The 21,422-nt window shown below is 59.0% G+C and carries 18 protein-coding genes; 11 read left to right on the top strand and 7 right to left on the bottom strand.

The window, feature by feature from the left end:
- The first annotated feature begins 1 nt into the window (after position 1).
- The 3 genes from edd to ACXAET_RS08350 are packed head-to-tail and all read left to right on the top strand — an operon-like array spanning position 2 to position 3,695.
- Complete coding sequence (gene edd / locus ACXAET_RS08360; RefSeq protein WP_475183687.1) at positions 2-1,807, top strand: phosphogluconate dehydratase; 1,806 nt, start codon at positions 2-4, stop codon at positions 1,805-1,807.
- Between the two features lie 2 nt (positions 1,808-1,809).
- Positions 1,810-2,442, top strand: coding sequence for a bifunctional 4-hydroxy-2-oxoglutarate aldolase/2-dehydro-3-deoxy-phosphogluconate aldolase (locus tag ACXAET_RS08355; RefSeq protein WP_475183685.1), 633 nt, complete (start codon positions 1,810-1,812; stop codon positions 2,440-2,442).
- A gap of 50 nt (positions 2,443-2,492) precedes the next feature.
- The gene (locus ACXAET_RS08350) at positions 2,493-3,695 is read left to right on the top strand and encodes a pyridoxal-phosphate-dependent aminotransferase family protein (protein ID WP_475183683.1); all 1,203 of its coding nucleotides are present in this window, start codon (positions 2,493-2,495) and stop codon (positions 3,693-3,695) included.
- 9 nt (positions 3,696-3,704) lie between these two features.
- Here the strand turns inward: ACXAET_RS08350 and ACXAET_RS08345 are convergent, their stop codons facing one another.
- Positions 3,705-4,805, bottom strand: coding sequence for a pyridoxal phosphate-dependent aminotransferase (locus ACXAET_RS08345; RefSeq protein ID WP_475187179.1), 1,101 nt, complete (start codon positions 4,803-4,805; stop codon positions 3,705-3,707).
- 115 nt (positions 4,806-4,920) lie between these two features.
- Between ACXAET_RS08345 and ACXAET_RS08340 the strand changes: the two genes are divergently transcribed.
- Positions 4,921-5,703: a crotonase/enoyl-CoA hydratase family protein gene (locus tag ACXAET_RS08340; protein WP_475183682.1), complete on the top strand. Its 783-nt coding sequence runs from the start codon at positions 4,921-4,923 to the stop codon at positions 5,701-5,703.
- Here ACXAET_RS08340 and ACXAET_RS08335 read toward each other — a convergent pair whose 3' ends face one another.
- Together ACXAET_RS08335 and ACXAET_RS08330 are read right to left on the bottom strand one after the other, a co-directional pair.
- On the bottom strand, positions 5,704-6,036 hold the full coding sequence (locus ACXAET_RS08335; protein ID WP_475183680.1) for a DnaJ family domain-containing protein: 333 nt from the start codon (positions 6,034-6,036) through the stop codon (positions 5,704-5,706).
- A gap of 334 nt (positions 6,037-6,370) precedes the next feature.
- Positions 6,371-9,415: a valine--tRNA ligase gene (locus tag ACXAET_RS08330; RefSeq protein ID WP_475183679.1), complete on the bottom strand. Its 3,045-nt coding sequence runs from the start codon at positions 9,413-9,415 to the stop codon at positions 6,371-6,373.
- A gap of 141 nt (positions 9,416-9,556) precedes the next feature.
- Between ACXAET_RS08330 and ACXAET_RS08325 the strand changes: the two genes are divergently transcribed.
- Together ACXAET_RS08325 and ACXAET_RS08320 are read left to right on the top strand one after the other, a co-directional pair.
- A complete protein-coding gene (locus ACXAET_RS08325; protein ID WP_475183677.1) occupies positions 9,557-11,848 on the top strand; it encodes a xanthine dehydrogenase family protein molybdopterin-binding subunit in 2,292 nt (763 codons plus the stop codon).
- On the top strand, positions 11,826-12,902 hold the full coding sequence (locus ACXAET_RS08320) for a DUF2235 domain-containing protein (RefSeq protein ID WP_475183674.1): 1,077 nt from the start codon (positions 11,826-11,828) through the stop codon (positions 12,900-12,902). Before ACXAET_RS08325 ends, ACXAET_RS08320 begins: the two co-directional genes overlap by 23 nt.
- Positions 12,903-13,142: 240 nt before the next feature.
- On the opposite strand, the gene ACXAET_RS08315 is transcribed toward ACXAET_RS08320, so the two are convergent.
- Entirely contained in the window at positions 13,143-13,718 is a 576-nt protein-coding gene (locus ACXAET_RS08315) for a GcrA family cell cycle regulator (RefSeq protein WP_475187177.1), read from the bottom strand.
- Between the two features lie 126 nt (positions 13,719-13,844).
- On the opposite strand from ACXAET_RS08315, the gene ACXAET_RS08310 reads away from it, so the two are divergent.
- Entirely contained in the window at positions 13,845-14,648 is an 804-nt protein-coding gene (locus ACXAET_RS08310) for an ABC transporter permease (RefSeq protein ID WP_475183672.1), read from the top strand.
- A 55-nt stretch (positions 14,649-14,703) separates the two neighbouring features.
- Here the strand turns inward: ACXAET_RS08310 and ACXAET_RS08305 are convergent, their stop codons facing one another.
- The gene (locus tag ACXAET_RS08305) at positions 14,704-15,585 is read right to left on the bottom strand and encodes a DMT family transporter (RefSeq protein ID WP_475183670.1); all 882 of its coding nucleotides are present in this window, start codon (positions 15,583-15,585) and stop codon (positions 14,704-14,706) included.
- 292 nt (positions 15,586-15,877) lie between these two features.
- On the opposite strand from ACXAET_RS08305, the gene ACXAET_RS08300 reads away from it, so the two are divergent.
- Positions 15,878-17,065: an acetylornithine transaminase gene (locus ACXAET_RS08300; protein ID WP_475183669.1), complete on the top strand. Its 1,188-nt coding sequence runs from the start codon at positions 15,878-15,880 to the stop codon at positions 17,063-17,065.
- 57 nt (positions 17,066-17,122) lie between these two features.
- Positions 17,123-18,049: an ornithine carbamoyltransferase gene (argF, locus tag ACXAET_RS08295; RefSeq protein ID WP_475183667.1), complete on the top strand. Its 927-nt coding sequence runs from the start codon at positions 17,123-17,125 to the stop codon at positions 18,047-18,049.
- Here argF and ACXAET_RS08290 read toward each other — a convergent pair.
- A complete protein-coding gene (locus tag ACXAET_RS08290; protein WP_475183666.1) occupies positions 18,046-18,645 on the bottom strand; it encodes a ferric reductase-like transmembrane domain-containing protein in 600 nt (199 codons plus the stop codon). The genes argF and ACXAET_RS08290 overlap by 4 nt on opposite strands.
- Before the next feature lie 5 nt (positions 18,646-18,650).
- On the bottom strand, positions 18,651-19,106 hold the full coding sequence (locus ACXAET_RS08285; protein ID WP_475187175.1) for a twin-arginine translocation pathway signal: 456 nt from the start codon (positions 19,104-19,106) through the stop codon (positions 18,651-18,653).
- 308 nt (positions 19,107-19,414) lie between these two features.
- Between ACXAET_RS08285 and ACXAET_RS08280 the strand changes: the two genes are divergently transcribed.
- Together ACXAET_RS08280 and ACXAET_RS08275 are read left to right on the top strand one after the other, a co-directional pair.
- A complete protein-coding gene (locus ACXAET_RS08280; RefSeq protein ID WP_475183665.1) occupies positions 19,415-20,377 on the top strand; it encodes a pirin family protein in 963 nt (320 codons plus the stop codon).
- Between the two features lie 66 nt (positions 20,378-20,443).
- Positions 20,444-21,418 carry a 2-dehydropantoate 2-reductase gene (locus tag ACXAET_RS08275; RefSeq protein ID WP_475183663.1) on the top strand — a complete coding sequence of 325 codons (975 nt, stop codon included), beginning with the start codon at positions 20,444-20,446 and terminating at the stop codon, positions 21,416-21,418.
- Positions 21,419-21,422 lie beyond the last annotated feature (4 nt).

Here is a 21,422-nt window from a genome sequence, read left to right as displayed (position 1 = left end):
CATGACTCACACCGTCATCACCGACGTTACCCAACGCATCATCGACCGCAGCAGCAATCTGCGCGGTCCGTATCTGGAACGCATGGAACAGGCCCGGTCGAAGGGCCCCGCGCGCGCTCATCTGTCCTGCAGCGGTCAGGCCCACGCCTATGCAGGTGCAGGGCCGGATCAACAGGCCATGGCAACTGGCACTGCAGGCAATCTGGGCATTGTAACGGCCTATAATGACATGCTCTCGGCCCACCAGCCGTTCGAGCGTTACCCCGAGTTGATCCGCCAGGCGATCCGCGCCGCGGGCGGCACTGCGCAGGTTGCCGGTGGCGTTCCCGCAATGTGTGACGGCGTAACGCAGGGCGAGGCAGGGATGGAGTTGTCGCTGTTTTCCCGCGACGTGATCGCGTTGGCGACAGGCGTCGCGCTGAGCCACAACACGTTTGACGCCGCCGTGTTTCTTGGGGTGTGCGATAAGATCGTGCCCGGTTTGGTGATCGGCGCGCAGGCGTTTGGCCATTTACCTGCCGTTTTCCTGCCTGCCGGACCTATGACCAGCGGTCTGCCCAACGACGAAAAAGCCAAGGTGCGCCAGAAATTCGCTGCCGGAGAGGTGGGCCGCAAGGAACTGATGGCCGCCGAAATGGCTGCCTATCACGGACCGGGCACCTGCACTTTCTATGGCACTGCCAACACCAACCAAATGTTGATGGAGTTCATGGGCATGCACCTACCGGGTTCAAGCTTCATCAACCCCAATACGCCGTTACGCGATGCCCTGACCGAGGAAGGCGCCCGTCGCGCCCTGTCGCTCAGCGCGCTGGGCAACCATTATACGCCGGTATGCCAAATTCTGGACGAACGCGCCTTTGTGAACGGCATTGTCGGTTTGATGGCTACGGGTGGGTCGACGAACCTGCTGATCCACCTGATCGCGATGGCGCGTGCTGGCGGTATCGTGCTGGATTGGCAGGATTTTTCCGATATCTCTGCTATCGTTCCATTGGTTGCGCGTGTCTATCCGAACGGGTTAGCAGACGTGAATCATTTCCACGCAGCGGGTGGCTTGGGCTACAGCATCGGTACGTTGCTGGAAAACGGGCTTCTGCACCCCGATACTCTGACCGTGGCAGGGCAAGGGCTGCAAAATTATACCAAGGAGCCCAAGCTGAAAGACGGTGAACTGGTTTGGGAAGATGGCGCAGGTCGCAGCCTGAACGAAAAAATTGTCCGTTCGGCCAAAGATCCGTTCCAGCCCACTGGTGGTCTGTCGCGCCTGACTGGCAATCTGGGTACCGGCGTTATGAAGGTCTCAGCCGTTGCTCCCGAACATCAGGTGGTCGAAGCGCCGGTGCGTGTATTCCACGATCAGGAAGAGGTGAAGACCGCCTTCAAGGCCAAAGAGTTCACCGGCGACGTCATTGTTGTCGTCCGCTTTCAGGGACCCAAGGCGAATGGCATGCCGGAACTTCACTCACTGACGCCGATCCTGTCGATCCTTCAGGGCAGGGGGCAAAAGGTTGCGCTGGTGACGGATGGCCGCATGTCCGGAGCATCGGGCAAAGTGCCTGCCGCGATCCATGTCAGCCCCGAAGCGCTGGATGGTGGGGCGATCGCCTATCTGCAGGATGGTGACATACTGCGCGTTGATGCGGTCAAGGGTGAGTTGGAAATCCTGACCGAGGGTGTGCTGGACCGCGCCCCTGCCAAGGCTGATCTTTCTGGCAACCAACATGGCGTGGGTCGCGATCTGTTCGCCACTTTCCGCAATACCGTCGGTTCCGCCGATGCCGGCGCCAGCATTTTCGGAGCTTAAAGATGTCCAAAACTCAACGTACCCGCGAAATCTGCGGTCTTGCCCCAATTGTTCCGGTTCTGGTGGTCGATGATGCCGCGCAGGCCCGTCCGTTGGCCGAAGCCTTGGTCGCCGGTGGTCTGCCCGCCCTCGAAGTCACGTTGCGGACACCTGCGGCTTTGGATGCTATTCGCGCGATGGCACAAGTCCCTGGCGGTGTTGTGGGTGCAGGCACGCTGGTCACGCCCGAAGATGTCCGTGCCGCGAAAGAGGCGGGTGCGCAGTTCGGAGTTTCACCCGGTGCAACCGATACCCTGATTGCGGCCTGCGAAGCCGAGGGGTTGCCTCTTCTACCCGGCGCGGCCACGGCAAGCGAGGCAATGCGCCTGCTGGAAAAGGGCTATGACATGCTGAAATTCTTCCCGGCCGAGGCCTCGGGTGGCGCACCGGCCCTGAAAGCCATCGGCGCACCGCTGCCGCAGATCACTTTTTGCCCCACCGGCGGCGTATCACCGGCAAACGCAAGGGACTACCTGTCGCTCTCGAATGTCATCTGTGCTGGCGGAAGCTGGGTCGCACCCAAGCAGATGGTTGTGACAGGAGATTGGGTCGGGATCGAAACACTAGCACGTGAGGCCTCAAAGTTGATGGATTGACGCGGGATTTTGCTGCGATAGGGTGGCCTCTATTCAGACAGGTTGACCTCATGACACAGCAAAACTCTCTCGCGCACGGGCGTGAATATCTGGCGATTCCCGGCCCTTCTGTCATGCCTGACGCAGTGTTGCAGGCGATGCACCGCCCGTCGCCCAACATCTATGACGGCGCGCTGGTCGAGATGATGCCCGATCTGACGCGCGATCTGAAACGCGTAGCGCGAACTGAACATCACGTTGCGATCTACATTGCCAACGGTCACGGCACGTGGGAGGCCGCGCTGTCCAACGTCATCGCGCCGGGTGAAACGGTGCTGGCACCGGCGTCCGGACGATTCACCCATGGTTGGGCTGAAATGGCCGAAGGGATTGGTGCCAAGGTTTCGCTGCTTGATTTCGGAATGTCCTCAACGTGGGATCTGGATCGCATTGCAGAGGCACTGCGCGCTGACACGACCCATCAGATCAAGGCGGTGCTGGCTGTGCATGTGGATACATCCAGCTCAATCCGAAACGATATCCCGGCACTGCGGGCGGTGCTGGACGATTTGAATCATCCGGCATTGCTTATGGCGGACTGTATCGCGTCGCTGGGGTGCGACCGCTTCGAAATGGACGCGTGGGGCGTCGATGTCATGGTCACGGCGTCCCAGAAAGGCCTTATGACCCCGGCGGGCGTTGGCTTTGTGTTCTTTAATGACAAAGCGCAGGCCAAACGGGCGGAAATGCCCCGCGTTTCGCAATATTGGGACTGGCAACCGCGCGTCACGCCCGAGATGTTTTACCAGTATTTCAACGGCACAGCCCCGACGCATCACCTATATGGCCTGCGCGCAGCGCTCGATTTGATTCACGCTGAAGGGATCGAGGCTATTTGGGCCCGCCATGCGCGCCTTGCCAAGGCAATCTGGACCGCATGTGAAATCTGGGCGCAAGGTGACGCGCTGCAACTGAACGTTGCAGATCGTGCGCATCGTAGCCACGCTGTGACTGCGTTGCGGTTGACGGATGGGAGGGGAACGCCGCTGCGTCGCGTTACCGAAACCCAGTTGGGCCTGACCCTTGGAATAGGATTGGGGATGGAGGATCAGGATAGTTGCTTCCGCCTGGGCCATATGGGCCACGTGAACGCACAAATGGTGATGGCGATGCTTGGTGGTATGGAAACCGCTATGGCCGCGTTGGGCATTCCGCGCGGCTCGGGTGCCTTAGAGGCCGCGGCCGCCGTTCTTGCTGACCAGATTCAAGGCTAGACCTGTCAGCTAAGCTTTCGCAGCCTCCAAAGCTTTCGGCAGTGCAGCGGCGAAGGCATCCAGATCCGCTGCTTTTCCACAGCTCACGCGGATACAACGGTTCTGCGGTGGGGCAAATGGCATGCGTACAAAGACCCCTTGGGCGACCAGAGACTCAAGAACTGCCTTGGCAAAAGTACCGTCCTGTCCACAATCAATTGCCACAAAATTGGTAGCTGACGGTAAAGGGTCCAGCCCATTTTCGCGTGCTATCTGGGCGATCCGGTCTCGCGCGGCACTGATCTGAGTCTGAACCTGCGATAGCCACACGACGTCTTGTAGGGCTGCCAAAGCTCCTGCCTGCGCGGCCCGGTTCATGCCGAAATGGTTGCGCACCTTGTTGAAGGCTGCGATCAATCCCGGCGCGCCAATCGCATAGCCGACCCGCGCACCGGCCATGCCGTAAACCTTGGAAAACGTACGCATCCGGATCACACGCGGATCATCCGGTGAAACAGGTGCAGCCGTACCATCAGGTGCGCATTCCACGTAGGCCTCGTCCAGCACTAATAGGCAGCCCTGGGGCAATGCCTCCATCGCCTTGACGATATCTGCGCCACTATGCCAACTGCCCATCGGGTTGTCGGGATTGGCGAGATAGATCAGCTTCGCGTTCACCTCAGCTGCCTTGGCAAACAGCGCCACGGGGTCCTCGTGATCATTCAGATAAGGGACTTTGTGCAATACGCCGCCAAACCCGGCGACGTGATAGTTGAAGGTTGGGTACGCCCCGTCCGAGGTCACAACCGCATCACCCGGCCCGACGAGCAGCCGAACAAGATACCCCAAAAGGCCATCAATCCCTTCACCGACGACGATGTTGTCTGGTGAAACGCCGTGATGATCCGCCAGTGCATGACGCAGATCGTGGTTCTCGGGGTCGCCGTACATCCAGATACCCGTTGCCGCCATTGCCTCGATTGCACGGGGTGAGGGGCCAAAAACGCTCTCATTTGCGCCCAAACGTGCTACGAACGGCGCGCCTAGCTGACGCTCCTGCGTTTCGGGGCCGACAAAAGGCACGGTGGCGGGCAGCGACAGGGCAAGTGGGGTGTAGCGTGGATTGGTCATACGCTGAAATAAACGCATGGCCGCAGGACACGCAACCATGTGCTGCCCCGACGTTGTGGTGGAACTTGCCAATGCTTCCGGGCAAAGTTGGCCTAACCGGAGCTTGGAGGACCGCATGACACGCGTATCCGTCGAATACAAAGATCACATCGCACATGTCACCTTGACCCGCGGCGACAAGATGAACGCGCTGGATGACGCGATGATCAAGGCCCTGCTGTCAGCGGGGCAAGAGGTTGAGGCCTCGGACGCGCGTGCCGTCATACTATCCGGTGAAGGCAAGAGCTTTTGCGCTGGGCTTGATATGGCGAGCTTCGCAAAAATGGCTCATATGGACCCGACCGAATGGCTGATGGAACGCAGCCATAACGGCGCCAATGAGATGCAGGAGCTTGCCCTGATCTGGCGTCGCATCCCAGTGCCGGTGATTTGTGCCATTCAAGGCGTGGCCTATGGCGGTGGTCTGCAAATCGCCTTGGGGGCAGATATCCGCATTGCCCATCCCGAGGCCAAGCTGGCGGTGATGGAGATGAAATGGGGCATCATCCCCGACATGGGTGGGATGGTATTGCTGCCGCAATTGGTGCGCTCGGACGTGCTGCGCCTGTTGACCTATACTGCGCGTCCAATCGGGGCGCTGCAGGCGGCCGAGTGGGGATTGGTCACCAAACTCTCGGACGACCCATTGATCGAGGCGCAGGCGCTTGCCGAAGACATTGCTGGCAAAAGCCCATCCGCAATTCGTGCCGCGAAGCGCCTGATCGAGGTGGCCGAGACCAGTTCGCGCGCAGACGTGCTCATGGCGGAGTCGGGTGAACAGGTGGAGTTGATTGGCAAGCCTGATCAGATGGAGGTTGTGATGGCGCAGATGCAGGGCCGAAAGCCTGAGTTCAAGTAGTCAACGCAAGAAGCTAAACCGTGCTTCGCGCGCAATGTTGTACCGCATCTCAAGTTCAGCGATTTGCGCCATGGCAGCCTTGCGTTTTTCGGGGTCGGTAAGCGCGGCAAAGCTCTTTCGGGCTGAGTCCAGCTTTTTTCGTATCTCGAATTCTTCTGGCAGCACGCCAGCCTGCGCCATGATCCGATACCCGGTTGCGATTGCCTGATCGCTTTGCGCTTCGGTTGATCGGTCAGGAAGGGGTTGACCTTCGCCTTCCAGCCCCTGCAACTGGCCCTCGGCCTGAGCCTTTTTGATCGGGTGTTCGATCAGTTTTCCAAGCGACTTAATCATGCAATAATCGTATCCTAAACCGCTCGGTTTTGAAAGCTTTGGTCTGGCTTGCTTGCGCCCAAGGCACCCATCCTGCTTTTAGCTGCGGCTACTGCGATCACCGCAACCAATATCCGAGACAAAATTGGGAAGGGGCCGACGTACCCGACGATTGTCCTATGCAGTCCCGTTCAGACGGCCTGAGACTTAGGAAAGGCGTGGGGCACTCGGTTTTGAGGATAGTTGTCAGCAAGAACTGAAAAAGATGTGTTATTTGGGGCAGGTTTTATGAAGGGAAAAGAAAACCCCACCACAAGGCTGTGCAGTGGGGTTATCTTGCAGGGGCTGAGGAAGGTCAGGCGATTTCGGCCAGACGGGCCAGCGCTTCGTTCAGCTTGGCCTCTTCTTCTTCGCGGGCGGCGAGGTTGGCTTTGGCCTCTTCAACAACCTCCTCCGGGGCCGAAGCCACGAATTTGGGGTTGTTCAGACGTCCGCGCAAGCCGCCAAGTTCCTTGGCCAGCTTGCCCTTGGCTTTCTCCAGACGTTCTTTCTCTGCGCCGATATCGATGATATCCGCGAGTGGCAGGCCAAAGGATGCACCGGGCGCAGCGATTGAGATGGTGCCTTTGGGCAGTTCGTCGGCCTTGGTCAGGCTGTCGATCCGCGCGAGACGTTTGATCAGCGCTTCGTTCCGGTCCCATGCGGCTTGGCCGTTGGTGTCGATCTCGGTCACCAGCATCGGTACATAAAGCCCAGCCGGAACCCGCATTTGCGCACGGGCCGAGCGGGTATTTTCGATCACCGAGATCACCCAGTTCATCTCACGATCCGCGTCGGCGTCGATCAGGTCGGCAGCGGCATAGGTGGGCCAGTCGGCATGGACGACCATCTTGGCGCGGCTGCCGGTCAGACCCCAGAGTTCCTCGGTGATGAAGGGCATGATCGGGTGCAGAAGGACCATGCACTGATCCAGAACCCAGCGCATTGTGGCGCGGGTTTCTGCCTGCGCCTCAGCGTCATCGCCTTGCAGCAGGGGTTTTGACAGTTCCACGTACCAGTCGCAGACCTTGCCCCAGACAAAGGCGTACAGACCGTTGGCCGCGTCATTGAAACGATAGCTCTCCAGCGCAGCATCAACCTCTTCGCGCACGCGGGCGGTTTCGCCGACGATCCAGCGGTTTACGGCCGCCTTGGGCTTCAGGTCGGAGACGTCCAATTGCGGTACGGCGTCGGTGAAGACCTCATTCATCTCGGCGAAGCGCACGGCGTTCCACAGCTTGGTGCCGAAGTTGCGATAGCCGGTGATGCGCTCGCGGGACAGTTTCAGCACGCCGCCAATCGCCGCCATCGAGGCGTTGGTAAAGCGCAGCGCGTCGGCGCCGAATTCGTCCACGATCTCCAGCGGGTCGATGACGTTGCCGGTGGTCTTGGACATCTTCTTGCCCTTCTCGTCACGGACGAGCTGGTGCAGGTAGACCGTGTGGAACGGGATCTGATCGACCACGGCCAGTTGCATCATCATCATCCGGGCGACCCAGAAGAAGAGGATGTCGAAACCGGTGATCAGAACGTCCGTGGGGAAGTAGCGTTCCAGTTCCTCCGTCTGCTCGGGCCAGCCCAGCGTACCGATGGGCCAGAGGCCGGAGGAGAACCACGTGTCGAGAACGTCGGGGTCGCGGATCAGCATTGGGCGGGTTTCTGTGCCGAAAAGCTTTTCGAATTCTTCCGTATCCGCGACGACGACGCATTCTTCCCCATAGTAATCTTCGGCAAGCTTCAGTGCAGCTTCCGCGTTGGGAGCACAGAAAGGCTTGTTCTCTTTCAGTGCCAAGTTTGCCGGTAGGTTGCCCCGGCCCTTTTGTGGCCCATACCAAACGGGTACTTGATGTCCCCACCACAACTGGCGCGAGATGCACCAGGGCTCGATGTTTTCCAGCCAGTGGTAATAGGTCTTCTCGCCCGACTCGGGGATGATCTTGACCGTGCCGTCCTTGACCGCATCCAGCGCAGGGCCGACAACCTTTTCGGCATCTACGAACCACTGGTCGGTGAACATCGGCTCGATCACCACTTTCGAGCGGTCGCCGAAGGGCTGCATGATCGGTTTGCTCTCGACCAGCGGAACCAGCTTTTCAGCGCCCTCGTGCTCAGGCTTTAGAGCAGTGGAGCCGAGACGCGCGTCATCGGCACGGCACATGACGGCCAGACCGTCATTGGTGATTTCTTCGACGACCTTCGCCCGCGCCTCGAACCGGTCGAGGCCACGCAGGTGATCAGGGACAAGGTTGATTGCGTCGATTTCGTTCTCGGTGAACTCACGACCGCGCGCGTATTCCTGCGCCTTGCCCGCCTCGTCGGCATAGGGCGCACCATCGGCCCGCATCGCGCCTTTGGTGTCCATAAGGCGGTACATCGGAATGCCGCCGCGCTTGGCGACCATGTTGTCATTGAAGTCATGCGCCCCGGTGATCTTCACCGCGCCTGAGCCGAACTCAGGGTCCGGATAATCATCGGTGATGATCGGGATTTGACGGCGATGCTCTTTTGGACCAACAGGGATTTCGCAGAGTTTACCAACAATTGGCGCGTAACGTTCATCTGACGGGTGAACCGCAACCGCGCCGTCACCCAGCATGGTTTCCGGTCGCGTCGTGGCGATCGAGATATAGTCGCGCTCTTCCTCGAGGATGACATTCCCATCCTCGTCCTTCTCGACATAGGTATAGGTCTCGCCATCGGCCAGCGGGTATTTGAAATGCCACATATGGCCCGCGACTTCGATATTCTCGACCTCAAGGTCCGAGATTGCGGTCTCGAAATGCGGGTCCCAGTTGACCAGCCGTTTGCCGCGATAGATCAGGCCCTTTTCGTACATATCGACGAAAACCTTGATCACCGCGTCATGGAAATTCGCAGAGTTTTCGTGCCCCGTGCGCGGGTCGCCTTTCGCGCCGGCCATCGTGAACGCGTTGCGCGACCAGTCGCAGGACGCGCCCAGCCGTTTCAACTGCTCGATGATGGTGCCGCCGTATTCGCCCTTCCACTCCCAGACCTTCTCAAGGAATTTCTCGCGCCCCAACTCACGCCGACCCGGCTGCTGCGTCAGCATCAGCATCTTTTCCACCTGCATCTGGGTGGCAATGCCCGCGTGGTCCTGACCGGGTTGCCACAGCGTGTCAAAGCCGCGCATCCGGTGCCAGCGGATCAGAATGTCCTGCAACGTGTTGTTGAACGCATGGCCCACATGCAAGGCACCCGTCACGTTGGGCGGCGGGATCATGACGGTAAAGCTTTCGTCTCGCGATTTGTTCGCGCCTGCCTTGAAGGCTCCGGCCTGTTCCCAGGCCTCGTAGATGCGGGCCTCGGCCTCGGCCGCGTTGAATGTCTTTTCCATCGCCATGGGGTGCGTCCTGCGTCATCACTCTCGGGTCAGCGCCTGCAATAACGAATGCGTGCAGGAAGGGGAAGGGTCTGCGCACGCTCTGGACATCGGACCGGTGGAACCTAATGTCGCCCCTACAGGCCGCCGCAGGAGCAACCCATGGAAAAATTCGGAAAAAGTCAGCCGGTGAAACGGACCGAGGATCAGCGATTTCTGACTGGGCAAGGGCAATATATCGACGACTCGGTGCCGGGTGGTACGCTGTATGCTGCCTTCTTTCGCAGTCCGGTCGCGCATGGACGGATCAAGGCGCTGGATCTGGACGCAGCGCGTGAGGCGGACGGTGTGCGGCTGGTCTTGACCTTGGATGATTTGTCAGAGGCCGGGATCAATACTGTTCTCAGCGCAACGACGTTATCGAACCGCGATGGCTCGAAGGCGGCAGCACCGGAACGGCATATGCTGGCCAAGGACCGTGTGCGCTTTGTCGGCGAGCCGGTCGCCGTGGTGATCGCAGAAACACAAACACAGGCCCGCGATGCGGCTGAACTGATCTGGATCGAAACCGAGGACCTGCCCGCCAAGCTGGATTTGGCTAGTGGTGGTGAACCGCTGCATGACGAAGCGCCCGACAACCGTGCATTTGACTGGGGCTTGGGGGATGAGGCGGCGACCGAGGCGGCCTTTCAGAATGCAGCCCATACTGTCCGGCTGGATGTGGCCGACAACCGGGTCATAGTCACGTCTATTGAACCGCGCGGGTGTCAGGCGCATTGGGCTGGCGAACGGCTGCACTTTGCTTACGGCGGGCAGGGTGTCTGGGCCATGCGTGGACAATTGGCGCAGAAGCTGAAGCTGGAACCTGACTCCATCCGTGTCACGACCCCGGATGTTGGCGGCGGGTTTGGCATGAAAGCCATGCCTTACCCCGAGTATTTCTGTGTTGCCGCAGCCGCCATGAAACTGGGCCAGCCCGTTCATTGGATGTCCGACCGGTCCGAGGCGATGCTGTCAGACCATCACGGTCGTGATCTGACCTCTCTGGCGGAACTGGCTTTTGACGCAGATCACAAGATCACTGCGTATCGCGTGCACAGCAAGGTCAATCTAGGGGCCTATAACAGCCATTTCGGGCAGGCGATCCAGACCAGCCTGTTCAGCAAAGTCTTAATGGGCGTCTACGACGTTCAGACAACTTTCCTGCGGGTTGAGGGCTTTTATACCAACACCACGCAGGTTGACGCGTATCGTGGGGCGGGTCGACCCGAGGCGATATATGTACTCGAACGGGCAATGGACCGCGCCGCGCGTGAGCTTGGTGTCGACCCATGGGAGCTGCGCCGCAAGAATTTCATCCCGCCCGAGGCCTTCCCCTACAAAAGTGCAACCGGTGAGACCTATGACGTTGGTGATTTCAACATGGTCCTGTCGCGCGCGGGCGAGCAAACCCGCGGCTTTGCCGATCGCAAGGCCGCTGATGAGGCGTGCGGTCTAATCCGGGGGCAGGGTCTGTGTTATTACATCGAAAGTATTTTGGGTGATCCTTCCGAGAACGCAAAAGTGGAGTTCTGCGAGGATGGAACCGTGAAGCTTTACGTCGGGACGCAGTCGAATGGGCAAGGGCATGAAACGGTTTATGCCCAATTCCTGTCGGATCAGACGGGCATTCCGATGGATCAGATCACTGTTGTTCAGGGGGACAGCGATCAGATGTCTCATGGCGGCGGAACGGGGGGCTCGCGCTCGGTCACGGTTCAGAGCACAGCTACGCTGGCCACAGTTGACGTCATGATCGCCGCATTCACGCCTTATCTCGCCGATAAGATGGGGGTGGAGGAGGTCGAGGTGAGCTTTGATCACGAAACATTCCGCGCGCCGGGTTCAAACCTGACACCGACATTGACTGAGGCGGCAGAGATGGCGCGCGCCGATGGACGCACCGACCTGATGAAGCATGAGGCGCGCATCACGCTGGACGCGCGCAGCTATCCCAATGGCGCCCATGTTGCAGAGGTGGTTGTAGACCCTCAAACGGGTGAGACATGGGTTGACCGGTATACTGTGGTTGATGATTTCGGAAATCTTATCAACCCGATGCTGGCCAAAGGTCAGGTACATGGCGGTGTTGCGCAGGGTATCGGTCAGGCGCTGAGCGAGCATGTGGTTCATGATGCGCAGGGGCAACTGCTCACGGCTTCGTTGATGGACTATGCCTTGCCTCGCGCCACCGAGATACCCATGATTAAGTTTACCTCGGCGCCGGTTCCGTCAACGTCAAACCCGATGGGGATGAAAGGATGTGGTGAGGCCGGCACCGTGGGCGCACTGGCCGCAGTGGCAAACGCGGTTCAGGACGCGCTTTGGGAACACGGGGTGCGGCAGGCCGATATGCCCTTCACACCCCTCAGAGTTTGGGAAATGCTGACGTATGGTTCTGTCGCGGCTGAGTAGAAAGGTACTGGGATGGCTCGGACGGCCTCTGCGGTCCGAACACTCGGCCGAGGCGCTGCACCGCGAGCCTATTAGTCATGTCATTATCCTCGACGGCACAATGTCGACACTTGAGCCGGGTTTTGAAACCCATGCCGGCCAGACATTCCGCTTGTGTCAAGACATGGGCAGCAAGGTCTCGGTTTTCTACGAAGCAGGCGTGCAATGGGAAAGCTGGAAATCCTCGCTTGATGTAATGATGGGGCGCGGTGTCAACCGACAGATCCGTCGAGCTTACGGGTATCTTGCATCGCGCTACAAACCCGGCGATCGGGTGTTCTTTATCGGGTATTCACGCGGGGCTTATGGTGTGCGCAGCCTTGCGGGCGTGATTGACATGATCGGCTTGCTCAAGGCGGAACATGCGACTGAGCGCAATATCAAACAGGCCTATCGCCACTACGAATGCAATCCCGACGGAATGGCAGCGCAGGTTTTCCGCCAGCAGTTCTGCCACCCGGAGGTTGCTATCGAGATGATTGGGGTCTGGGATACGGTCAAGGCGCTCGGTTTGCGCCTGCCTCTGCTATGGCGTTGGGCCGAGGACAAGCATGCGTTCCACAATCACGAACTTGGCCCCGCGGTCAGGCACGGGTATCACGCGATTGCGCTGGACGAAACGCGCGAGGTTTTTGAGCCGGTGCTTTGGAAATGCACGCCTGACTTCAAGGGTCACGTTGAACAGGTCTGGTTCCGGGGAACGCACGGCGATGTCGGCGGGCAATTGAACGGTTTTGAAGAGGCGCGTCAGCTTAGCAACATCTCACTTATTTGGATGTTGGAAAAGGCGGAGCGGCACGGACTGCCGCTGCCTGAAGATTGGCGTCATAGGTTTCCCACTTCGACTGCTGGACCGTCTGTTGGAACGTGGCGGGGTTGGGGAAAGATTTTTCTTCTGCGCAAGCACCGCACAGTGGGTATCGACCGGTCTGAGCGGTTGCACGATTCGGTTTCGCCAGAGGAACTACCGGGATGGGTCCCGATGCCGGATGTGCCCTCGCATCCTGCGCAATAGATCACGCCAAAAGGCCTTGGTCCTAGCCCACCGAATGGAAACACTTGTCTTTGAGTGCGCTTCGCCCAAAACCTGTGCATCCCCGGGCAACGATAGGCTTTTGTCCGTATGCGTCGGAATGGAACGAAATATCACAGGAACTACCGATGAAGTGCTGGCCGATGTTTGGCCAGCGCTCTGTAGCGATTCACGTGATCAAGCAAGTGTTTTTGTTTGTGGCCGCGACCTTCGGCGCCCGTTTCACCGACGCCGGTCGCGGCGAGAGCTCATCGGTTGGAAGGCAACGCCCACATGAGCCTCGCAATAGGGTTTGCCGGGCTCAACAGGCAGCCCACAGAACCAGAAATCTTCGGTCGCGGGGTCGCCTACGGGCCATTTGCATGTCTTTTCCGTCAGCTCCATAAGCGTCAGCTTTTTGGCCTTTTTCTCGATCTCATTGACCTTGGCAAGCGCTTCGGGGCTGATCTCATTGGCCGAGGGCTGCGGCGGCAGCGGCTGACCAGCCGGGATGATCTGGCGGCGTGCCGGTACGGCGGGCTTCGCCTCAGCCGTTGGGGCAGGGGCAGGGCGGGCCGGTTCGGTTTTTGGCGCGGGTTTGGGCTTCGCCTCAGCCTTTGGTGCAGGAGCCGGTTTTTCCTTGGGTTCCGACTTGGCCGGGGTCGCGCCAGTGGCCCGGTTCGACAGACCCAGACGGTGGACCTTGCCGATCACGGCGTTGCGGGTCACACCACCGAGTTCCTTGGCGATCTGGCTTGCCGACTGGCCCTCGCCCCACATCTTTTTCAAAAGTTCTACGCGCTCGTCAGTCCAGGACATCATTTGCCTTTCAAAAGCGGAAAGCGGCCCCAGATTCGGACCGCCTTGGGAATTCGTATCAGCCCCCTATTCTAATCACTGCGCACCGAGTTACAAGCAGTCTTCGAATCAGTTTGAGGATCAAGGATGCAAATTCCCTTTGAGCAGAACGAACGCCGTTTCGGAACGGTCAACTGGATGGGCCTGTACACGCTGGCCAAGCGTGAGACCCAGCGCTTTTTAGTGGTATGGACGCAGACCCTGTTGGCACCTTTGGTGACTGCCGGGTTATTCCTGTTGATATTCAACATCGCCATCGGCCCCAGCCGCGCTGACGTAATGGGCGTGCCGTTTCTGACTTTCCTTGCGCCCGGCATCATGATGATGACCGTGATCCAGAACGCGTTTGCCAACACGTCGTCTTCGATGGTGATCGCCAAGGTGCAGGGAAACATCGTTGATACGCTGATGCCGCCGCTTTCGCCATTGGAAATCCTGCTTGGGTATCTGGCCGGGGGGATCGCGCGTGGTGTTCTGATCGCTTTTGTTATCGCGCTTGCGCTTGCGCTGGTGCTGGGCTTGGTGCCGCAGAACCCATTGATTGCACTGGTGTTTGTCATCCTCGGAGGTGCCTTCATGGGCGCGCTGGGTCTTTTTGCAGGGATTTTCGCCAACAAGTTCGATCAAATGGCGGCTATCACCAACTTTATCGTCACGCCGCTCGCCTTTTTGTCTGGCACGTTCTACTCGGTCGAAGCGCTCCCACCTATTCTGAACCGCCTGAGCCATGTGAACCCGGTTTTCTACCTGATCGATGGATTGCGTCATGGCATGATCGGAGTGTCCGACAGCGCTCCGGCGTTGGGGATTGCAGTGTGCAGTGGCGCGACCTTGGCTATTTGCGCCGTCACCTGGCAGATGTTGCGCAAGGGGTACCGGCTGAAGGCATAGGGCGCGAAGTTTTGGTCTGAGTGGGTTTAGGCCGAGAGCCAGAGGAACTCGCGGCCTACGCGGTTCTGACGCGCGCTTCGCGCCAGACAAGAATAAAGCCTCCAGCAAGAATGACGGCTGACCCAAGCTGGCTGATTGCGTCCGGGATGACGCCAAACACGGCAAAATCGTAGAGGGCTGCAAAAATCAGCGTGGCATAGCTGATTGGGGCCACAAAAGATGCATCCGCCCGTGCCATCCCGTTGACAAAGCAAGCCTGCGCGCAGGCCATCAATAGGCCGATCCCCACCAAAGCGGCCCATTGTTGGGGCGTTGGTATCTGGAACACGAAGCTGACCGCGATCGAGGCAATCGTCAGCCCCATCGCGTTGTTGATCAGCAGAATCTGTATCGGCCTCTCACGCCCGGAGAGCTTTTTGATGAAAATCAACTCCATCCCGATCATCATAGCTGCGGTCAGGGCCAGCAAGGCCGCGGGTTGGAAGCTGGCGGGTGTTGGACGCAGCAGGATTAACGCTCCGGTCAGGGCCACGGCAGCGGCCATCCAGCGCCACGGTCCCACACCCTCTTTGAGCAACGGAATTGCCAGAACCATGGCGAAGACAGGGTTCAGAAACGATAGCGCGGTGGCATCCGCGATTGGTATGAACGCAACCGAGGCAAACATCAGCGTAATCCCCACCCAGCCAAAGCTGGTCCGTCCGATATGCAGACCCCAATGCGGGCGGCTCAAACGTGGGCGTAGTATGCCGACTGCACCAAGGATCGCCAAAAACGCGAACAGAAACCGCCCATGGCTGATTTGCATCGGATGCAAAGCCGGACCCAGAGTGTCTGTCCCCAAGGCTTTGGCCAGCAAAGTTGTGCCCGCGATAAAAGCGCTGGCGGAAACGATCAGCAGAGCTGCGAGGGAGGGATTATGTCGTGCCGGAGTCATGGCTCAGCGGTGCGTCACTGTGCCAGGAAAGGCAAGCGGTAATTCCTTTGTGGTGCGCGAAACTTCCGTGACGTGAAAATCAGGGTTTCCACTGAGCGCGTACCCCGCTATACAACGTCACATGATCAAACGTGCAAATATCCTGCGCCTCCGACGCCGACGCCTGACCGCTTAACCGGCTTGTTTGATCACTTGCGCGCTGTAAATCCGCGCAGACCCCACCAAATCTGTTGACGAACATGGGCCTCGTGTATCACTCACAAGGCTTAACTTATCTGAAAAGGATGATCCGATGATCCCGTCCGTTCTGCCGACCTATAACCGCGCGCCTTTGACATTCGTGAAGGGTGAAGGCGCTTGGCTGACCGAGGCGGATGGCCGACGTTTTCTGGACTTAGGGGCCGGGATCGCGGTGAACGCGCTGGGCCATGCTCATCCGGCGCTGGTGAATGCGTTGACGGAACAGGCGCACGCGCTGTGGCATGTTTCGAACCTGTATCATATCCCTCAGCAGCAGGCGCTGGCTGATAAGCTGGTCGAACATACCTTTGCTGACACTGTCTTTTTCACCAATTCCGGCACTGAATCCTGCGAGTTGGCGGTGAAGATGGCCCGCAAGTGCTTCTATGATCAGGGCCAGCCCGAGCGGGTCGAGGTCATTACCGTCGACGGTTCGTTTCACGGGCGGTCTTCGGCAGGTATCGCCGCAGCCGGGTCCGAGAAGATGACCAAGGGTTTTGGCCCGCTTCTGCCCGGTTTCGTGCATGTCGCGTTCGGCGATCTTGACGGCGTCACCAATGCCATCACCGGAAAGACCGCGGCGATCATGATCGAACCGGTTCAGGGCGAAGGCGGCATTCGCCCTGTGCCAGATGCCGAACTGAAGGCTTTGCGCCAGATCTGCGATGACAATGGGCTGCTGCTAATCCTTGACGAGGTTCAATGCGGCATGGGCCGAACCGGCAAGCTGTTTGCGCATGAATGGGCGGGGATCACTCCGGACATTATGCTGGTCGCCAAGGGCATTGGCGGAGGTTTCCCGCTGGGCGCGGTGCTTGCGACCGAAAACGCCGCAAGCGGTATGACCGCTGGCACGCATGGGTCGACCTATGGTGGAAACCCTCTTGGCTGCGCCGTGGGCTGTGCGGTTCTGGATCAGGTCGCAACCCCTGCCTTTCTTGAAGGCGTGAGCCGCAAGTCGGGATTGCTGCGCCAAAAGCTGGAAGGGCTGGTTGCTGATCACCCCGAGGTTTTTGAAGAGGTTCGCGGCGTGGGTCTGATGCTGGGATTGACGTGCAAGGCCCCAAATCTTGACGTGGTGAATGCAGGCTATGACAACGAAGTCATCACCGTTCCTGCAGCGGACAATGTGATCCGGCTGCTGCCGCCGTTGATCCTGACCGAGGATGACATCGCACAGGCGATGATCCGCCTTGATAAAGCCGCCAAGCAGATCGAAGTCCAGCTTGCGGACGCCTGATTTCTTGATGTTCAGGGGCCTTGTCCCCGGGCAACCAATAGCCAGAAGTGAAACGAAATGAACCATTTTCTTGATATCCACAAAACGGACGCGGGCGATCTGCGCACGATGATCAACACGGCCGGAGAAATGAAGATGGCCCGCCATGGTCGCCCCAAGGCCGCACCGGATGATGATCAGCCGCTAAAAGGCCGTATGGTCGCGCTGATATTTGAAAAGCCCTCGACCCGGACGCGCGTGTCCTTCGATGTTGGTGTACGTCAGATGGGTGGGCAGACCATGGTGCTGTCCGGCAAGGATATGCAACTGGGGCACGGTGAAACGATTGCAGATACGGCCCGCGTGATGTCGCGCTATGTCGACATGATCATGATCCGGACGTTTGACGAAACCATCCTGACGGAGATGGCGGAATACTCGGACGTGCCGGTCATCAACGGTCTGACGGATCGAACGCATCCGTGCCAGATCATGGCGGATGTTCTGACATTCGAAGAACATCGCGGGCCGATCAATGGCAAAAAGGTGGTCTGGACCGGCGACGGGAACAATGTCTGCGCCTCATTCCTGCATGCGGCTGGCCAGTTCGGCTTTGACCTGACCTTCACAGGCCCGGCGCAGTTCGACCCCGAGGAAGAATTTATGGGATTTGCCCGTCAGAAAGGGTCGAAGATCGTGGTTGAGCGTGATCCGTTCAAGGCTGTTGAGGGCGCCGACCTTGTGGTCGCTGACACTTGGGTTTCGATGCACGATTCCCAATCTGCCAAGGAACGCCGCCATAACCTCCTGCGCCCCTATCAGGTCAATTCCGAGCTGATGTCACATGCCAAACCCGACGCGTTATTCATGCACTGCCTGCCTGCGCACCGCGAGGAGGAAGCGACATCCGAGGTCATGGACGGACCGAACTCGGTGATTTTTGACGAGGCAGAAAACCGTTTGCACGCGCAAAAGGCGGTGATGCGCTGGTGTCTGGGTGTCTAACTACGACGGCGGATATCCCACACCCGCAACCTGGTCAGCGTTCGGGCGGCTGCCAACACGGCCAAGGCGCACAAAGCTGTCTTGGTCATGATCTCCATCGTGCCTTCGATCAACATGGCATGTACAACGCTGCCGATGATGGTGACGGTGGCCAGCCCGGTGTGACTCAACCTCCAGACCCTAAACCGCAGGGCAAGACGTTGCCTGTATACTCCCAGCGTGGCGGCCGCAAATGCCGCCCACATTGCGACAACGCCCCAAGCGGAAAACGGTGTGGGAGAGACGAAAAGCAACGCGTCTACCACGTCCGGTGGGCTGGTGACCCAAAGCCCAGCCACATGGATCAAAATGGCGATGACCAGCGCGACTCCGACCCATCGATGCCAGCGCCGACTGTCCAAGGGGGTCAACCCGGGCAGGTCTCGCCCTGCTAACAGGGGCTGCAGGACCAAAAGCCCCATGCTCAGCACTCCGGCGAAACCGGCCACAATGTAGATCGGATCGCGCCAAGCTAAAAGTGGGCTGTAGGCAGCCGCAACAAGCGGCACCGCCAAGACGGCGGTTACAACGGCCCAGATCACAAGGGTCTTGATCACGAAGGTCAGGCAGGTGTCAGAACAAAATGTGCCGCCAAGGTCTTATCCTTGGAACTGGCCATGATCGGGCGCAGGAATACGGTTTCGAAATCTCCGCTGTCATAGGCTAAGTGACCATGTGGCTGCCCAAAGGCGGGAACGATCTGCGGCATCTCAAGCCGGAATTCACCATTTGCATCAGTCAGGGTCGCGCCGTGGCTTTGCGGGTCACGTTCGTGGCCTTCGGTGGTGTGCGCCCATATCTGAATGCGTTGGCCGGGCAGGGGGGCACCGTCGCCCGCGCGGCGGACTGTGCCGGTCATCCAGAACCCACCACCGCCGATCCGTTCAACGATTGGTGCGCCAGGGCGGTAGTTGTTGGACCCCCCGCGCATGGAAGGCGTTGGTGCCAATCCGGCTGCGCGCGCGGGCAGCAGCAGGCCCGTGCTGCCGGTAGCCAATACTGCCCCGCCCAAGGCCATCACAGAGCGGCGGGAAAAATGTGGATGCGTCATAACGGAACCTCCTGAAGGGATTCATGCTTAGCGACATAGATAGCACGGTTCAGATCAGTTCCGAGTTGATGCTCACGGTTCTGTGATCATTTTCGTCCTGGCTGAATATCTTTGGTCGAGCACAGTTAGGATGTCCGCAACAGGTGAGGTGAGCATAGACACACACATGCCAAACTTCCGCACTCCGATTGTGCGCCGCTGCGTCTGCCATTGCGAACGAAACGCTCTATACTCCGAAACCAGTAAGTCATCTATTTGATCGCAGGAGTGACGTCATGAGTTGGAATCCGACCCACAGCCCCGAATGCCTGTCTGAAAATGCGGCGTTGGATACTTTGATCATTCCCCGCGCCCGCGATCTGGGCGGGTTTGAGGTGCGCCGGGCATTGCCTTCGGTCAAACGTCAGCTTGTCGGACCATTCATTTTCTTCGACCAGATGGGTCCGGCTGAATTCATCACCGATGGCGGGATTGATGTACGCCCGCATCCGCATATCGGACTCGGGACGGTCACTTATCTTTACCAAGGTGAGTTTGAGCACCGCGACAGTCTGGGCACGCATCAGATGATTTACCCCGGCGAGGTCAACTGGATGGTTGCCGGTCGTGGCGTGACCCATTCCGAGCGCACAAGTGCAGAAACCCGAAGCACAAAGCACAGCCTGTTTGGCATCCAGACGTGGATTGCGCTGCCCGAAGCGCATGAGGATATGGCGCCGGACTTCGAGCATCACAAACAAGCTGCGTTGCCGCACATTGAGGACTCCGGTGTCAGCGCCCGGCTGATCCTGGGGTCGGCCTATGGTGAATCCAGCCCGGTAACGATGCTGTCGGAAACCTTTTATCTGGACGTACAGCTTGACCCGGGCGCGTCCTTTCCCCTGCCAGACGATCACGAAGACCGCGGGGTTTATGTCACGCAGGGCTCGGTCGAAATTGCCGGTGAGACATTCGACGAGGGAAGGATGATGGTGTTCCGCCCCGGTGATCCCCTTTCGGTGAAAGCCGGACCAGCGGGGGCGCGCCTGATGTTGCTGGGCGGCGCGACCATGAACGAAGATCGCTACATCTGGTGGAATTTCGTGTCATCCTCGAAAGAAAAGATCGAGGCGGCCACGCGCGAATGGAAAACTGCGGATTGGGCGAATGGCGCTTTTCATTTACCGCCGGGTGATGATGAGGAATACATCCCGATTTCGAAAGAGCTGGAGCGGACCAGCCCGAGGTTGGCACGCTGACCACGCGTCAGGGGGGCTTGCCCCAGACCCCTTCGACAGCGATCTTTGTAGCTGCGGAGGGACGCCATGAGGATTGTGATCGCGGGTGCGGGCAGTATAGGATGCTATTGCGGTGCTCTTTTGGTGTCTTCAGGGCACAGGGTCACGCTGTTGGGCCGCAGCCGCATTCTGGATCCCATCCGCGACAAGGGGCTGACGGTGACGGATTTCTCTGGCCTGTTGCGAAATGTGGGCGCGCAGGACCTTACCCTAACTGACGACTCCAGATGCCTTGCACATCCAGACGTGGTTATCGTGACCGTCAAGGCAGGTGCGACATCGGACATGGCCAAATTGATTGCTCAACACACGCCGGTTTCCACGCCGGTCCTATCCTGGCAAAACGGGATGGACAACGCGCGCTGTCTTCGGTCGATATTGCCAGACCATGATGTCCGTGCCGGGATGGTTCCCTTCAATGTTGTACCGACTGAACCGGCTTGTTTTCACCGTGCCACCTCTGGTGAAATCGTCATTCAAAGCGGCCCCGGAGCGTTGGCTCAAAAGCTGGGCGGCACCGACCTGCCAATCGTAGAGAGCGACACGATTGCCGCCGTTCAGTGGGGTAAGCTGCTGATAAACCTAAATAACGCTTTGAATGCGCTGTCGGGATTGACCTTGAAGAAGCAACTGCTGGACCGGAATTGGCGTAGGCTTATGGCAGATCAGATGTCCGAAGCTCTGTCCGTTCTCAAGGCCGCTGGCCATCCTGTCGCATCGACCACGCCGCTGCCGGCGTGGATGACGCCATACATCCTGCGCCTGCCGACGCCTGTCTTTTCCCGCATTGCGGCGCGCATGTTGACCATCGACCCCAGCGCACGCACCTCAATGTCGTATGATTTACTGGCAGGCCGTCAGACCGAAATCGATAGCCTGCAAGGGGAAATCATGCGTCTGGGCCAACAATTTGGCGTCGCAACACCGATCTGTGCCAAGGTCAGCGCCCTGATCAAGCAGGCACCAGAGGCTGCGCTGTCACCGGACCAAATAGCACCCTAGGGGT

The sequence above is a fragment of the Ruegeria sp. AWH4_226 genome (assembly GCF_056159225.1).
Note: the sequence above shows the minus strand (reverse complement) of the source record. Positions and strands in the feature narration are given on the sequence as shown.

Coding starts and splice junctions, on each gene's coding strand:
- edd (WP_475183687.1), top strand. CDS start 2: ATGACTCACACCGTCATCACCGACGTTACCCAACGCATCATCGACCGC.
- ACXAET_RS08355 (WP_475183685.1), top strand. CDS start 1,810: ATGTCCAAAACTCAACGTACCCGCGAAATCTGCGGTCTTGCCCCAATT.
- ACXAET_RS08350 (WP_475183683.1), top strand. CDS start 2,493: ATGACACAGCAAAACTCTCTCGCGCACGGGCGTGAATATCTGGCGATT.
- ACXAET_RS08345 (WP_475187179.1), bottom strand. CDS start 4,805: ATGACCAATCCACGCTACACCCCACTTGCCCTGTCGCTGCCCGCCACC.
- ACXAET_RS08340 (WP_475183682.1), top strand. CDS start 4,921: ATGACACGCGTATCCGTCGAATACAAAGATCACATCGCACATGTCACC.
- ACXAET_RS08335 (WP_475183680.1), bottom strand. CDS start 6,036: ATGATTAAGTCGCTTGGAAAACTGATCGAACACCCGATCAAAAAGGCT.
- ACXAET_RS08330 (WP_475183679.1), bottom strand. CDS start 9,415: ATGGCGATGGAAAAGACATTCAACGCGGCCGAGGCCGAGGCCCGCATC.
- ACXAET_RS08325 (WP_475183677.1), top strand. CDS start 9,557: ATGGAAAAATTCGGAAAAAGTCAGCCGGTGAAACGGACCGAGGATCAG.
- ACXAET_RS08320 (WP_475183674.1), top strand. CDS start 11,826: ATGGTTCTGTCGCGGCTGAGTAGAAAGGTACTGGGATGGCTCGGACGG.
- ACXAET_RS08315 (WP_475187177.1), bottom strand. CDS start 13,718: ATGTCCTGGACTGACGAGCGCGTAGAACTTTTGAAAAAGATGTGGGGC.
- ACXAET_RS08310 (WP_475183672.1), top strand. CDS start 13,845: ATGCAAATTCCCTTTGAGCAGAACGAACGCCGTTTCGGAACGGTCAAC.
- ACXAET_RS08305 (WP_475183670.1), bottom strand. CDS start 15,585: ATGACTCCGGCACGACATAATCCCTCCCTCGCAGCTCTGCTGATCGTT.
- ACXAET_RS08300 (WP_475183669.1), top strand. CDS start 15,878: ATGATCCCGTCCGTTCTGCCGACCTATAACCGCGCGCCTTTGACATTC.
- argF (WP_475183667.1), top strand. CDS start 17,123: ATGAACCATTTTCTTGATATCCACAAAACGGACGCGGGCGATCTGCGC.
- ACXAET_RS08285 (WP_475187175.1), bottom strand. CDS start 19,106: ATGGCCTTGGGCGGGGCAGTATTGGCTACCGGCAGCACGGGCCTGCTG.
- ACXAET_RS08280 (WP_475183665.1), top strand. CDS start 19,415: ATGAGTTGGAATCCGACCCACAGCCCCGAATGCCTGTCTGAAAATGCG.
- ACXAET_RS08275 (WP_475183663.1), top strand. CDS start 20,444: ATGAGGATTGTGATCGCGGGTGCGGGCAGTATAGGATGCTATTGCGGT.